The sequence below is a fragment of the Paenibacillus sp. VTT E-133291 genome, assembly GCF_002264395.1.
Classification (GTDB): domain Bacteria; phylum Bacillota; class Bacilli; order Paenibacillales; family Paenibacillaceae; genus Paenibacillus_AQ; species Paenibacillus_AQ nitricinens.
This window is the reverse complement of record NZ_NFVA01000084.1, coordinates 13,870-27,604: the sequence shown is the minus strand read 5'-3', so window position 1 is coordinate 27,604 and position 13,735 is coordinate 13,870. Positions and strand designations below refer to the sequence as shown.

Annotated in this window: 13 protein-coding genes; 6 read left to right on the top strand and 7 right to left on the bottom strand. The window is 44.3% G+C overall.

What is annotated here, in order from left to right:
- Positions 1–90: 90 nt before the first annotated feature.
- Together CA598_RS25315 and CA598_RS25310 are read right to left on the bottom strand one after the other, a co-directional pair.
- Positions 91–399 (bottom strand): hypothetical protein, encoded by a 309-nt coding sequence (locus CA598_RS25315; protein ID WP_094871350.1) that lies wholly within the window; start codon positions 397–399, stop codon positions 91–93.
- Positions 400–685: 286 nt separating this feature from the next.
- Entirely contained in the window at positions 686–2,650 is a 1,965-nt protein-coding gene (locus CA598_RS25310) for a glycoside hydrolase family 127 protein (RefSeq protein ID WP_094878312.1), read from the bottom strand.
- 133 nt (positions 2,651–2,783) lie between these two features.
- On the opposite strand from CA598_RS25310, the gene CA598_RS25305 reads away from it, so the two are divergent.
- The 5 genes from CA598_RS25305 to CA598_RS25285 all read left to right on the top strand — a co-directional run bounded on the left by CA598_RS25305 (position 2,784) and on the right by CA598_RS25285 (position 7,294).
- Positions 2,784–3,650, top strand: coding sequence for a helix-turn-helix transcriptional regulator (locus CA598_RS25305; RefSeq protein WP_094878311.1), 867 nt, complete (start codon positions 2,784–2,786; stop codon positions 3,648–3,650).
- 347 nt (positions 3,651–3,997) lie between these two features.
- Entirely contained in the window at positions 3,998–4,606 is a 609-nt protein-coding gene (locus CA598_RS25300) for a YitT family protein (protein WP_094871412.1), read from the top strand.
- Positions 4,607–4,686: 80 nt separating this feature from the next.
- On the top strand, positions 4,687–5,949 hold the full coding sequence (locus CA598_RS25295; RefSeq protein WP_094878310.1) for a DNA polymerase IV: 1,263 nt from the start codon (positions 4,687–4,689) through the stop codon (positions 5,947–5,949).
- A gap of 127 nt (positions 5,950–6,076) precedes the next feature.
- Positions 6,077–6,841: a threonine/serine exporter family protein gene (locus CA598_RS25290; RefSeq protein ID WP_042187254.1), complete on the top strand. Its 765-nt coding sequence runs from the start codon at positions 6,077–6,079 to the stop codon at positions 6,839–6,841.
- A 27-nt stretch (positions 6,842–6,868) separates the two neighbouring features.
- On the top strand, positions 6,869–7,294 hold the full coding sequence (locus CA598_RS25285) for a threonine/serine exporter family protein (RefSeq protein WP_094871344.1): 426 nt from the start codon (positions 6,869–6,871) through the stop codon (positions 7,292–7,294).
- A gap of 90 nt (positions 7,295–7,384) precedes the next feature.
- On the opposite strand, the gene CA598_RS25280 is transcribed toward CA598_RS25285, so the two are convergent.
- The 4 genes from CA598_RS25280 to CA598_RS25265 form a co-directional block, all read right to left on the bottom strand.
- Positions 7,385–8,284 carry a DegV family protein gene (locus tag CA598_RS25280; RefSeq protein ID WP_306440402.1) on the bottom strand — a complete coding sequence of 300 codons (900 nt, stop codon included), beginning with the start codon at positions 8,282–8,284 and terminating at the stop codon, positions 7,385–7,387.
- 515 nt (positions 8,285–8,799) lie between these two features.
- Positions 8,800–9,261 (bottom strand): DIP1984 family protein, encoded by a 462-nt coding sequence (locus CA598_RS25275; protein ID WP_094871342.1) that lies wholly within the window; start codon positions 9,259–9,261, stop codon positions 8,800–8,802.
- Positions 9,258–9,788 carry a GNAT family N-acetyltransferase gene (locus CA598_RS25270; protein ID WP_256989874.1) on the bottom strand — a complete coding sequence of 177 codons (531 nt, stop codon included), beginning with the start codon at positions 9,786–9,788 and terminating at the stop codon, positions 9,258–9,260. The genes CA598_RS25275 and CA598_RS25270 overlap by 4 nt, the downstream gene beginning before the upstream one ends.
- A 2-nt stretch (positions 9,789–9,790) precedes the next feature.
- Entirely contained in the window at positions 9,791–11,809 is a 2,019-nt protein-coding gene (locus tag CA598_RS25265) for a Na+/H+ antiporter (RefSeq protein ID WP_094878309.1), read from the bottom strand.
- A 249-nt stretch (positions 11,810–12,058) separates the two neighbouring features.
- Here CA598_RS25265 and CA598_RS25260 point away from each other — a divergent pair, with 249 nt between their 5' ends.
- On the top strand, positions 12,059–12,814 hold the full coding sequence (locus CA598_RS25260; protein ID WP_094878308.1) for an MBL fold metallo-hydrolase: 756 nt from the start codon (positions 12,059–12,061) through the stop codon (positions 12,812–12,814).
- Between the two features lie 74 nt (positions 12,815–12,888).
- Here CA598_RS25260 and CA598_RS25255 read toward each other — a convergent pair whose 3' ends face one another.
- Positions 12,889–13,524: an NAD(P)-dependent oxidoreductase gene (locus CA598_RS25255; protein ID WP_094878307.1), complete on the bottom strand. Its 636-nt coding sequence runs from the start codon at positions 13,522–13,524 to the stop codon at positions 12,889–12,891.
- Positions 13,525–13,735 lie beyond the last annotated feature (211 nt).

The following is a 13,735-nucleotide window of genomic DNA, read 5'->3' as shown; positions in this document are numbered from 1 at the left end:
TTACAACTGACACCTTGGATGTATAGTCTTCAGGGAAATTAGTATTGGGACTTTTTCAGCGGTCTAGAGCTCTTCAGGGGTCATCTTTTTTTACCCTTCCACAACATCTGCTCTTAACTCACTCGCAACCTCAAGCATTCTCGGGATTACAGCTTCATTGCTGCCAGACACGTAAATATCCCCTTGATAATGTCTAAATGGGATTGTAGCATCACCAAAGCTCCACATAAAGAAATCTCCTTCAATGGTCATCGTAGTGGCGCCTGCTACTGTAAAAACGGATGTATAGGTGAAATCAGGTTTGGACGCGAAATACTGCTTGCACTCTTCTAAAGATATCGTTTGTGCCGAATCTCCATCATTCTGCATAGCTCTCGTAATTCGATAACGTTTGCTCATTGTGATGCCTCCAATATGTTCTGTAAAATAATCAACTACCTTGTCCCGATCAAATATAGCATACAATAAAGCTTACAATAAAGCGTAAATTCCAGCTATCCGAAACCATCCGATATGGCGAAAAAACCTGCAAAAGTACATTATTCTAGGATGAACATGCGCAGGGGGCGTAACGTGCCTACCTCCCTCTTCATCAAAAAAAGGGACAGGCTGTAAAATACGGCCGCCCCGATCAGTGAAAGCTGTTAAACAGTAACCAGTCTCGCCATCTTTGCCTACCTATCTCTTACAGATTATCTTCCGGAATCCATACCTTCATTTCGCCACTGCCACGATTTCCCCATAAGTAATATGGAATAGCCTTAACCTTAACAGGTTGAAGGGGTGCTTTCTTTCTGCTGTAAAGTCCACCACTCCAGCCCTCTTGATCTACACGTAGTCCATCTGCCTCGACAACAACAGTACCACCAAGCAAAGTGTCATCAAAAACCGCAGTGAGTTTACTGTCTTCTATTAAAGAAATAGAGCTTAAAGGCTCACCATTATCGATACTTTCAAGGCAATACACAAGCGGTCCGCGTTGAATCGTTACTTTTTGTGCATCTGCACGCAAATTGGGATGAGCATAAATGCGATGTGCCTCCATTGGGTCATTCACTTCGATTATGTCTCCTGCTCTCCACATTCTCCGAATAACGAGGTATCCCTGCTCCATGTTCTCAGCAGTATTCAGCGCTTCCCCATTGACTCTGATCTCCATTCCCAGACTCCACGATGGAATCCGCAAAGCAATCCCGAACTCCGCATCTACTTCAGGATTAATCTTCATTGACACTGTGCCTTCCCATGGATAGTTGCTCTCTTGATGAATCGTAACATCCGTTCCACTCAGCTTAGTGTTTAGCTCACTTCCAATATACAAATTCGTATAGAGTGTATCGCCATGAACCGTGTAAATATATTGATTGAGCGAAGTCAGTAGACGTGCCACATTCGGAGGGCAGCAGGCGCAGCCAAACCAGCCTTGACGCTCAGACTTCACATGATGTTTCTCGGGGTTGCAACTGCATGCCTGAGGCCACACTTCCAGTGGGTTCACATAAAAATAGTGCTTGCCATCCTGTGCCATCGAGCCCAACACATTGTTGTAAAGCGCCCGCTCCATGACATCGGCATAACGTGCATCCGGTGACATTCTCAGCATACGCTGTGCAAAAAAGATCAGCCCAATAGAAGCACAAGTCTCTGCGTACACCGAATCGTTTGGCAGATCATAATCAAAGGTGAACGCCTCACCTCTATGTGTAGAGCCGATCCCGCCTGTAATGTACATTTGCTTGTTCGTAATGTTATTCCACAGTCTCTCGCATGCTTCACGGAGTGATTCATCTCCCGTAATAGCGGAAAGATCAGCCATAGCAGTATACATATAAACCGCACGTACAGCATGGCCTACAGCCACCTCCTGCTCTCTTACTGGAAGATGACTCTGGTAATATTTTAAATCAAGAACTTCCTTCCGACCTGTGAAAAAATTGATGCCACCCAAATTATCCCATTGTTCCTTTAAGAAATTGGGTTGTTGACCCCGCTCATTAATAAAAAAGCTGCTGAGCTTCAAATATCGTTCCTCACCTGTCAATTGATACAGCTTAACGAGCGCGAGTTCAATCTCCTGATGGCCATCATATCCCCGCAATTTGCCTTCTTCCGGTCCAAATATAGAATCGATATGATCGACCATCCGGCACATGATGTCGAGCAGTTTTCTTTTGCCAGTAGCTTCATAGTAAGAAACGGCAGCCTCAATGAAATGTCCAGCACAGTACAGCTCATGACAATCGTTCAGATTGGTCCAGCGTTTACCCGGTTCTTTTATCGTAAAATAAGTATTTAAGTATCCATCTTCCTGCTGGGCCTCGCCAATGAGGTCAATCACTTCATCCGCTTGACACTCTAGCTCAGGATTTCGTGTGATGCTTAAGGAATAACCAACGGCCTCCAGCCACTTAGCCACATCACTATCTTGAAATACCCAGCCGTAAAACTCGCCTGTCTTCCGGCCCGCAGCAATCTCAAAATTAGCAATGGCATGACTGGGTTCAGCTCCTGGTGCTCTATCATGCAATGCTTCATATTGATAGGGGATAACAACGTCCTGGACCAGCCTAATGTATCTGCCCCAGAAATCATCTTGAATGGTAACAGTTTGATCTTTTACAACTTCTTGATCTTGTATATTTTTGTTCATCATCATCTTCCCCTCAGCCTTATTTCATACTCGCTAATTGTAATTATAGGGGGTAGAATAGATTAAAAATACAATCAGAAGCAACCCCTTTTTTGTACTATTTCACACTTTAGAAAGGAGGGATAATTACAAAATGGACCCTTCATGTATACATTTCGCTGCGCCGCCATTTCCTTATTTTCTAGAATGCAATCGCACGGTTTATCAACCAGGAGATCAGCATCCTAGTAGAAGCCATATTGGGGTATTTGATCTACTTATTGTAGAACAAGGCTGTCTATTTATCGGTGAAGAACATAATCAATGGGAGGTTTCCGCGGGACATACTCTACTTCTGCTACCTGATCGCTATCATTATTCCGTTAAGGCATGCGAAGAGACCACTTCATTCATATGGATTCATTTTCATACCCTCGCAGTTTGGTCCATTTCTGAGGGTGAACCCGTGTATATTAACCGCGAGACACATTTTCGGCAGTTTCTTACTCATCCGTATACCATTCGAGTGTCACAGTTCGGCCCCCTCCCTGACCCTTTTGAACGGAGCGGACAAGCCGAGATGCTATTACAGCTGTCTACGGGTCGGCGTTCCAGCGCAGTTTGGCAGCAGCAACGGATATTTGAAGAAATGCTGCGGATGATGGATCTAGCACAGCATGATACATCAGATAGTCATGCGGTGGAAATCGCAGAGCAGACAGAGACTTATATCCGTAATCATTATACGGAGCCTCTCTCCAATGCCTCACTCGCGGACGCACTGCATTTTCACTATAACTACCTTACCCGCTGCATGAAACGAGTATATGGGCTGACTCCAATGGAATATTTGACGGATTACCGCTTGGAGCAAGCCAAGCTATTGCTTCTTAAGACAGAGCTCTCTATAGCCGGAATCGCAGAACGTACCGGCTTCGAGAGCGCCGCCTACTTCTCGCGTCGATTTGCTCAGCAGATTGGAATTTCTCCGCTTCGCTTCCGTAAGCGTTACTCCCGTTAAAAACACAGCCGCATGTCTCAAATTATTGGAGATGTGCGGCTTGTGTTTCATGAGATGCGTTTGCTAATGTGATTGGACAACACTCCGCTTGCTCACGCTTACCTATAACTCAATGTAAATCACTTTGCTCGATCCTCCGAATGTATAAGTAGCTTGATTAAAATGAAATTAACTACGGTGGTCCGATGAGTTGGCTAAGCGTAAACGGACAATCGCTACGTAAGGAAGGATGTTGTTGTTTGTTTGGTTTGATGGTTTGGAAGCCGGATTCATAATCAGGTTTTTTTGTTCAACTGCAATTTTTTGGAAGTGACAAGCATATTTATAGACATGCCTTTAATGTGGAGATGTTAAATATGCGGCCATTAAGATACCTTATCATTCTTTTAGGAAGCTTACTCGTTGCTGCGGGAACTAATTTTTTTCTCGTACCATATAAAATCCTGGATGGGGGAATAATAGGGATAGCCCTCATTATTAATTATTTATCCGACGCTAAAATTGGCGTAGCTATAATTCTCTGCAGCTTCCCTATCTTTCTGCTCGCTTGGTTAAAGGAACGCGATATCTTTTACAACAGTGTACTCGGCCTATTGATTTCATCCTTTCTGATCGAGCTTCTCGGTCCTTTCCAATATCACTTTCTGTATTATTTTGAGTTTGGTTCCATTTCTAGCGCCATTATTGGCGGTTTTTTGATGGGAACGGGACTTGGGATTATGCTGCGGTTTAAAGCAAGTACGGGTGGCACCGATCTGCTCGCACAATTTATAAAAAGGTATGTCCCGCTAAATCTTGGACTCATCATTTTTTTGACGGACTTCATTATTATCGGGGCTGGAGGTATTCTGATTTCCAAGGAAACCTTCTTCCACTCCATCCTCACGATTATCTCTGGGGGTGTGGCTACAGGTCTGTGCACCCTTGAAACTAAAAATAAATGGAAGAAAATATGAATATACACGATCATATGTTCGTATTATAATAATGAGATAAAATATAAGGTACCTCTACCTCACCTGGAGCGTGTGAACCTATGAATAAAGAGCGTGTCGTTATGCTATCTGATTGTCAAAGCTTCTATGCCTCCGTAGAAAAAGCCTCTAATCCGCTGTACAGCAATAAGCCGCTGATCGTTGCTGGAGACCCAGCTAGACGGAGCGGTATTGTGCTGGCTGCCTGCCCTATAGCCAAATCCTATGGCATTACTACCGCCGAGACGTTGAAGGAAGCGCTGGCAAAATGCCCCGAAGTCATCGTGGTCAGACCACATATGCAGCAATATATCGATGTCTCCTCTCAAATCACAGATATTCTACGTAAGTTTAGCGACCAGGTAGAGCCCTATTCTATCGATGAACAGTTTATTGATGTCAGCGGTAGCCTCAGCTTATTTGGCAGTCCAAGGGAAATCGCTGCCGCCATTCAGGATCTAATTCGTAGAAACACAGGTGTGCGTGCGCGCATCGGCATAGGATATTCCAAGGTTACCGCCAAAATGGCTTGCGACCTGTGGGCCAAGAAGAACGCGGATGGTATATTCACCCTCGCTCACGAGGAGCTTCCGAATATGCTCTGGCCCCTCCCTATTAGCGAGCTGTTCATGGTAGGTCGCCGTATGTCCGCCCACTTCCAGAGTATGGGTATTTCAACAATTGGCCATTTAGCGCAGATGCCGCTAAGCGAGCTAAAATGGCGCATGCGGGAGAAATTCCACAAAAAATGCGATATCGACGCCGAGCTATATTGGCGGATAGCCAATGGCATCGATGACAGCCCCGTGAGCCCAAGCACCTATGAAGTCGCACCCAAAAGTGTCGGGCACCAAATGACGCTTCCACGGGATTACAATAAGCTGCAAGATATTAAGACCATCATTCTTGAGCTATCTGAGCTTGTATGTAGACGTTGCCGCAAATTGTTAATGCATGGTGCAGTCGTGTCTATCGGCTGCCAAGGTGCCAGCTTTGATGACCCAACAGGCTTCTCAAGACAGACTACAATGAGCGATCCTACAAATGCCACCCTGCTGGTATATGAGGCAGCTCTTTCTCTCTTCAAACTCCACTGGGACGGTCAGCCTGTGCGTAGAATCCACTTAAGCCTGTCCAGTCTATCTGACGAAAGCCAGTACCAGCTGACCCTATTTGAGTCTCGCCCTCGCTATCGAGAACTCGAACGTGCGACCGATGCCCTCAAGAATAAATACGGGGAGACGATCATTGGGCGAGCAGCTTCTTTTACAGATGCCGGGCAGCTTAAGGACAGATCTGGAAAGATTGGCGGACACTATAAATAAAAACTATATTAAAATACACACCATATCGTTTATAATGCTATATTGGGGTTGTTATTTTCACGTAGATGAAGCGACAATCGAAATATGTAAACATAGATAATCACATTCCTGAGGAGGACCGGAGAAGTTGGATAGCACGAGCAACACTAACACTACGTATTATGAAATCGTTGATCTCTGTCTTCTTGCTGGCAAGATCATGCTGCAGAATGGTGCAGAAACATCCAGAGTGGAAGATACGATGACACGAATGGCAGGATCTCTCGGGTTCCCAGGAGCACATAGCTATGTGACGCCAACCGTTATTATGTTCACCACAAATAGAATAGAACCTGTTAAGTTATACAGAATTGCGGAGCGGACAACAGATCTGCAGAAGGTATCGGAGGTCAATGACATTTCTCGGCGTCTAAGCGAACGTCAGATTACAGCTGAGGAAGCTCGTGCAAAATTAGGAGAAGTCGATGAAGCCTCACCTGTCTATCCCGTATGGCTGCAGATCTTAGCAGCCGCTCTTACTGGTGCTTGCTTCACCGTTATGTTTAAAGGCAGTTTGTGGGATGCTCTCCCCGCCTTGCCGATTTCCGGACTAGGCTTCGCTGCGGTCATCTATTTGCATCGTTTAGTGCAGACTAAATTCTTTGCAGAGTTTTCTGCTTCCTTCCTGATCGGACTTCTAGCCTTCTGTTCTGTAAAGCTGGGGATAGGTCAAGAGATGGACAAAATCATTATCGGCTCCGTTATGCCTCTAGTACCCGGGCTACTCATTACCAATGCCGTTCGTGATCTGATGGCCGGCCATCTGGTCTCAGGCATATCTAAGGGAGCCGATGCCTTTCTAACTGCATTTGCGATCGGTACAGGTATCGGGCTTGTACTATCACTATTTTAATATCCATGTGAAAGAGGTTAGCCCTTCATGATTTTGCAACTTATAACCAGTTTTATCGCCGCGGCAACCTTCTGTATTCTATTTAATGCGCCTAAGCGCTCACTACTACAGTGTGGTTTTGCCGGAATGGTGGGCTGGATGGTGTATGTGCTTCTTAATGTAGATTTCGGGCCTGTCGTTGCTACGTTTGCAGCTAGTGTAATAGTGGGCATCGTCAGCCAATTTTTCGCGCGATCCTTCAAAATGCCGGTTATTATTTTTAGTGTAGGTGGTATTATCCCGCTTGTTCCGGGTGGTCTCGCTTACGATGCTATGCGTAAATTTGTGGAAGAGGACTATACCCTGGCTGTAGAAATCGCTGTTCGGGCATTAATGCTCTCTGGAGCCATTGCAGCTGGACTCGTACTAAGTGATGTAATTGGACAAATGTTCCGTCGTCGTGCGATCAAATAACAGCATACTTCTTCAAAAAAAAAGAAATCGCCTGTTGGTACAATGGTGGTCACCCATCCATCTCCCAAGGAGCGATTTCTTTGTTCATCTCTATGCAAATACTGCTTCAGGGAAGGCTAAAGGCGCACTCGGATGAATACTATTGATGCTAGTGTTCTTGATCCAGGACAGCCCTACAGTACCCTCACCCGCATGAACAGCCACAGCAGGAATATAGGTCATAATCTCAGTTCGTAAGTCAGGCGCCATTGCTTTTATGTCCTCTTCTAGCTTGAGTGCCATCTCTAAATTATTAGAATGCATGATACATACATCACTAACAAGCCCTACATCCTGTTTAAATATCTCCAAAAGCGCCTGTTGCGTCTTCTTCATTGTACGGATTTTCTCCACAACAACGACCTTTCCTTCGTCAAAACGAAGCAGCAAGTTTATGCGCAGCAATTGGCTAAGTACAAATTGTGTTCCAGAAACACGTCCACTGCGATGAAGCTGTGTCAAGCTTGCAGGAATTAAGTAAAAGGACATATTCTCAATAATATTTTCAATCTTCGCTTTAATTTCTAATCCAGTAAAGCCCTTCTTCTGCCAATGTATACCGCGCATGATCATTTCCCGGATCGGATAAGCGCCAACCTTGGCATCAATTCCAATCACATTGGCCTCCGCTATTTCGGCGCCTTGCATCGAAGCATTATAGGTGCCGCTAAGCTCTGACGATAGATGTACAGCGATAATTTCATCGTATTCTTCCTTCAGCCGTTCATATAGCTCAATAAACTCACCGATTGGAGGCTGTGAGCTGCCTACCTTTTCATGCTGGCGCATTTTCTCATAGAAGTCATCAATCGTAATATCTATATTTTCTTTATAACATTCGTTGTTGATAATAATCCGTAACGGAATAATATATACATGATTATTCTTAGCGAACTCCGGATCTATGATACTTGTACTGTCGGTTACCCAGGCAATTGATTTCATGGTCATTTGTCACTTCTCTCTCTCATAAAAAGGAATAGTAGAATGAATGAGGAGACAAGGGCCAAAAATTTCAGACCATTGAATCACACGCTCACCCTGAATAATCAACTTAAGAATTGAACAGCGGTTAAGGACTCCGCGTATTCGTAAATTATACAGGATAACAAGTGTGAATATAGGCAAAACAGGCCGTTCATGCAAATTTTAATCCATTTAATTCAACATTATTCGACATTTTTTCACATTATATATGACGAATATACCTATCCTAATAGCGCCACTTCATGTTATGAAAAAGCTAAACCACAGCAAAAATATCCCCGTCCCCACCCTCACCGTTCTTCCATAAATCAACGCGCGGTAGTTACATTAATAGGTACACTTTACATTTGTAACAGTACGGGGCTAAATTATAATTTGGTCAGATATGGCCCGGCATCTGTCGATGGTCCAACTTTCCCTGTTGGCGGGCTGCGTTCACCTTTATGAAGATTAGTTACCTTCTGCTGTGGTAAATCTTTTTACGGTGTTGTCAAGGATACCGTCCAGTTCTTCTCCTGAATCTTAAAATCCAACTCGCGGTAAGCTTTGGACAGCTCATCCATCTGCTTCTGAATTTGAGCGACATCCACCGTTCTCTGAAAACGAACCTCCGTGCGGCTGTAACGATCCTGAGTAATAGAAGCCTGTTCGAGCAAATCGCTAAACAGCTTCCGTAGCTGTAACATTTTGTCCCGTTCCGCTAGCGCATCGGCGATACTCCAAATCTCATTGAAGGCTACGGATGAATTCGTTCGATTGATCGCTCGGATCAGAATTGTCTGTTCATTCACAGCTCTTTCTAACTCCTGCAAAAGAACTTCAGGTTGTTCAGCCGGCTCCTCACCCTCTTGAACTTTAACGACTCGCTCCAGCCGCTGCTTTAGCTGCGCGATTTTACGGGTTAGATCACTTCGATTCACTAACGCTTCCGCAAGTTTCATATCTGGATTCCCCCTAAAATTTTTTGATAGCTGGCGATATCCAGCCTCCGGCCAAATTTAGAGCCAATCTCCTTAAAGTAAGCACATTGTTCATATCCATTTTTCAGAAAAAGTTGGCAACTGCGCTCATTCTCTGAGCATACAGTAGCCACTAACACATGAAAATCCATCTCGACAGCCTTTTTTTCAATAAAGCGTAAGGCATGCCCTCCTATTCTTTTACCCACACAAGCTGGTTTCAAATACACACTGATCTCCCCAGAGCTATCATAAGCCGGTTTACTCTTATGTCTAGCAATCAGCACATAACCCTGAATGATATTATCCCAGGATAAAATCACGTACGATTTGAATCGCGGATCATCATTCATTACGGATTGACGCATTTCGTCCAAACTTAAGGGCTCCGTGTGAAACGATACCGTGGTGTTCAGCACATAGTAGTTATAAATATCAAGGACATCCGCCAAATGCTCTTCCCGAATTTCAGTGAATAACAAGCTTTCTCCCACTACTTTGTTCAGCACAGCTAATCCTCCCAAATCGATGTCTCTAAATGATCTACGAACTTGCGTAATTTACCGGCTAGCTTGCGGTTAATGGTTCCATCCTGATACATCTGCTGCACCTTATCCCGCTGCTCTTGAATGGCTTTTAGCTTCATTTCAAGCTTTTGATCATCAACCAGACCATCCTTTGTCCAGCCTTTCCCTTGCTCAAGACGAGAAATTAGCTGCTCATAACTGCTGGCAACCTTCTCGGCTGCACTTCGGTTGTTCTCGTTCTTACTGACATCTATAGCAGCTATAGCAGCATGGGCCATGGCAATTTTCGCTTCTTTAGCACACTCAGTCCGTTCCAGCATTTGTTGGCTAGCTTCCCCTTCATTCTGCCCTGAGAACATTCCCGCAAACAGCCGTCTAATCTCGGTAATCGATATTCTGATTTGTGAATTTAGACTTCTGGCTAGAAAAACCTCACTATGATCCAAGAATTCTCCCAGCTTCTGAGCCACTGAGGCGGGAATCTCATTGTTCTCCAGCAATCGGTTCAGTTCTTTACGTTCAGCTTGCAGACCTACAATCCTCGCTTCAACACCCAGTCGGCGGAAGTCCTCAAGTACTGGATCATTCGCTTGGTCCTCACGGTTTAGACTATAAACCTTTTCTCTAAATTCACTCAAAGCCGGTTGTGCGGATTCCTTACTTTCTTCTGTCATCATACTTTGCAGCATGGTTAAACCGGCAGCAATAACTTTAGACTTGGCCGCCTGCTCGGCTCCTGTCTCACCTGATTCGGCAACTGGCTCTTCTTTACCTGCTAGGATCGGCAAAAAGATACTGGCGATCAGAAGCGACATTAGAATAACACCTGCGGCGATAAAGATGATTAAGTCACGCTCAGGAAATGGCGATCCATCCCCAAGAAAAAAGGGAATCGAGAATGCACCTGCTAAGGTAACCGCTCCACGCACTCCTGAAATCGTGAGGATTACTAGTGACTTAACAGACGATTCCTCCATTTTTCGCATACGAGATCCTACTAAAGAGAACACGTACACCCATACAAACCGTAGTACAAACAGCAGCACAGTAATGGCTAATACATAACCTACAACTATAAGATTATCCACGGCCGTATCACGGTAGATCACTTCAATAACGTCTGGAATAGATAATCCAAGAATAAGGAAGACCAGACCATTCAATATATAGAGCAGAACAGACCATGTACTAGCAGATACCAGTTGTAGCTTATACTGCGGAGATACGGCACGGTCCTTCTCAACCGCATGAATAATCCCCCCTGCAACCACTGCCAAAATGCCAGATACCCCTATCTCTTCACTGATCAAATAAATAATAAAAGGAGTTAGGATTTGCAGCAGCACATGCACTGTGATATCCTCCATCCCCAGTCTGCGAATAATTACACTTAGCCGAATCAGAAGAAAAGCCAATAATGCCCCAACGATCAACCCGCCTACAGCTATAACTACAAAGCTAATGGAGGCTTTTGGTAAAGAAAACAAACCCGTAACTGCTGCAGCAATGGCAAAGTTAAAGGCAACAAGTCCGGAGGCATCATTCATTAATGATTCGCCCTCTAGAATGCGATGAATACTCTTAGGAAGATGCACCCTTCCAGCGATTGCGCTGACCGCGACCGCATCTGTAGGTGATAAGATCGCTGCCAGCGCAAATGCAGCTGCTAGCGGTATCGTTGGAATCATCCAGTTTATCGAATATCCAGCAATAAGCACCGTAGCAAAAACCAATCCCAGCGCTAGCATTAAGATCGGACCCCGTAAGTTCCATAATTCATTTCTTGGTGTCCGTTTCCCATCATTGAACAAAAGCGGTGCAATAAACAATACGAAAAACAGCTCTGGTTCCAATGTCACATGTATTCCCAAAGGCATTAACACAACCATTACACCCAGACCAATTTGAATTAACGGTATTGGCACAAAGGGAATAAATCGGTTTATGATGTTCGATATTGCGATAAGGCCCAGTAGGACGAGTACAACTAGAAAAGTCTCCAAACCACATCAACTCCCTTTTTAATTTGGTTATTATATCGTAAAGCTTCGGGTAAGGGAAAAATTTAGAAATAGAAGTTCTCATAATAATGTCCCCAAGAAATTACACAAAAAATACATCAGATGAATATTGACAATAATATTTATTTATGTTATAATTATAAATTACACTATTGAAATTATATTTTATTTTAAGTATTATATGCATTAGCCTAACGGCATCGCTCTTATCATCAATCACGGAGGGATCTTATGCATATTGCTAGTGGAATAGAAATGTTAGAGATTACAGCACAGGTTATGGGCGGGAGTGACACGATTTACCCCACACTGCTCTGGGATCACAATTCTGCTGTACTCGTTGACACTGGATTTCCGGGCCTGCTCCCAAAATTCAAAGAAGCTCTAAAAGAAACCCACGTGCCTTGGGAACAACTACGCACCGTAATCATCACACATCAAGATCTAGATCACATCGGGAGCTTACCTGATTTACTGTCAGAAGAATGTCTAGAACTGACAGTTCTGGCTCACGAAATCGAGCAGCCTTATATTGAAGGAGAGCGAATGCTCCTCAAACACACCCCTGAAGCTTTAGCTGCGGCAGAAGCCATGATCCCCCCTCATGTACCAGAGGAATGGCGCCGCGCTTTCCTATCCGTGTTATCTCATCCCCCTAAAGGAAGAGTAGATCGAACCATAGTAGACGGGGAAATACTGCCTCTTGCCGGTGGAATTACGATTATCCATACACCAGGACATAGCCCTGGACATCTGAGTCTATACCATCATGATAGCCGTACGCTAATTGCCGCGGATGCTCTTACCGTTCAAGGCGGTGAGCTGCACGGCCCCACGCCTTCGGCAACGCCTGACATGAAGCAAGCTTTATCCTCTCTAACGAAGTTCGCCGATTATGAGATTGAAACGGTCATTTGCTATCATGGCGGAATTTATCGCGGAAACGCAAACAAACGGATTGTTGAAATTGCGGAAGCAAGAGAATAAACTGATGCAAGAAAGCAGAGCCCTGATCTGGCTCTGCTTTCTTTTTATACATAGTCCCTACTCGTTATACTCACTTATGATTCCGAAACCACTGTAAACCGTTCACGAATATGCTGCGGCTGTTCAATTTCATCTACAATAGCAATCGCATAATCATCATAGCTGACATAGCTCTCACCCTTGGAATTCACAAGCAGATGATCTTTGCCTTTCACATAAGAACCCGTTCTAGTCCCAATTGCAAAATTAGCGGATGGACTAACGAAAGTCCAAGACAGCGAATCTGTACCTTGCAGGATTTCCAGGTTCTTCCCTTGATTCATAGCCGTTGGCTTGATAAAGTCAGGGAAATCAGGAGTATCTGCCACTTTAAACGTCTTAGCCTCATCTACATATAGACTTCCCGCACCTCCAACTACAATTAATCTTATATTAGGGGCATCCTTTAATGCTTCAATAAGCACATTTCCGGCATCCACATGCAGATGCTCTTGTCCGAACGGTGCTCCAAAAGCATTCACAACAACATCAAAACCCTTCAAATCTTCAGCGGTAAGTGCAAATACATCCTTTTCGATGACCTTTGCCTTACGAGTTGCAACTTTCGATGCATCCCGTACAAAGGCTGTAACTTCATGGCCTCTATCTAACGCTTCCTGAGTGATTCGACTTCCGGCTTTACCACTTGCTCCAACAACTGCGATCTTCATAAGCTTGTCCTCCTGTATATGTTTAAGATTTTTTTACTGTAGTATTTATATTAAGGAGCTCCTGAACGATGCTTCGGTCGATATCCAGATCTAACTTTCTCCCCAGTTCGTACATTATTCTTAAACGCACTATTCAAAATGATCGTATGGAAGAAGATTTCATCTCCACATAATGTGTTCTCATAGGCCCTTTTGAATGATTCCAACAACC

Excerpts from the sequence above, each read along its gene's own strand:
- CA598_RS25300 (WP_094871412.1), top strand. The coding sequence starts at position 3,998 with ATGTTAAATATGCGGCCATTAAGATACCTTATCATTCTTTTAGGAAGC.
- CA598_RS25280 (WP_306440402.1), bottom strand. The coding sequence starts at position 8,284 with ATGACCATGAAATCAATTGCCTGGGTAACCGACAGTACAAGTATCATA.
- CA598_RS25285 (WP_094871344.1), top strand. The coding sequence starts at position 6,869 with ATGATTTTGCAACTTATAACCAGTTTTATCGCCGCGGCAACCTTCTGT.
- CA598_RS25310 (WP_094878312.1), bottom strand. The coding sequence starts at position 2,650 with ATGAACAAAAATATACAAGATCAAGAAGTTGTAAAAGATCAAACTGTT.
- CA598_RS25260 (WP_094878308.1), top strand. The coding sequence starts at position 12,059 with ATGCATATTGCTAGTGGAATAGAAATGTTAGAGATTACAGCACAGGTT.
- CA598_RS25315 (WP_094871350.1), bottom strand. The coding sequence starts at position 399 with ATGAGCAAACGTTATCGAATTACGAGAGCTATGCAGAATGATGGAGAT.
- CA598_RS25255 (WP_094878307.1), bottom strand. The coding sequence starts at position 13,524 with ATGAAGATCGCAGTTGTTGGAGCAAGTGGTAAAGCCGGAAGTCGAATC.
- CA598_RS25295 (WP_094878310.1), top strand. The coding sequence starts at position 4,687 with ATGAATAAAGAGCGTGTCGTTATGCTATCTGATTGTCAAAGCTTCTAT.
- CA598_RS25275 (WP_094871342.1), bottom strand. The coding sequence starts at position 9,261 with ATGAAACTTGCGGAAGCGTTAGTGAATCGAAGTGATCTAACCCGTAAA.
- CA598_RS25305 (WP_094878311.1), top strand. The coding sequence starts at position 2,784 with ATGGACCCTTCATGTATACATTTCGCTGCGCCGCCATTTCCTTATTTT.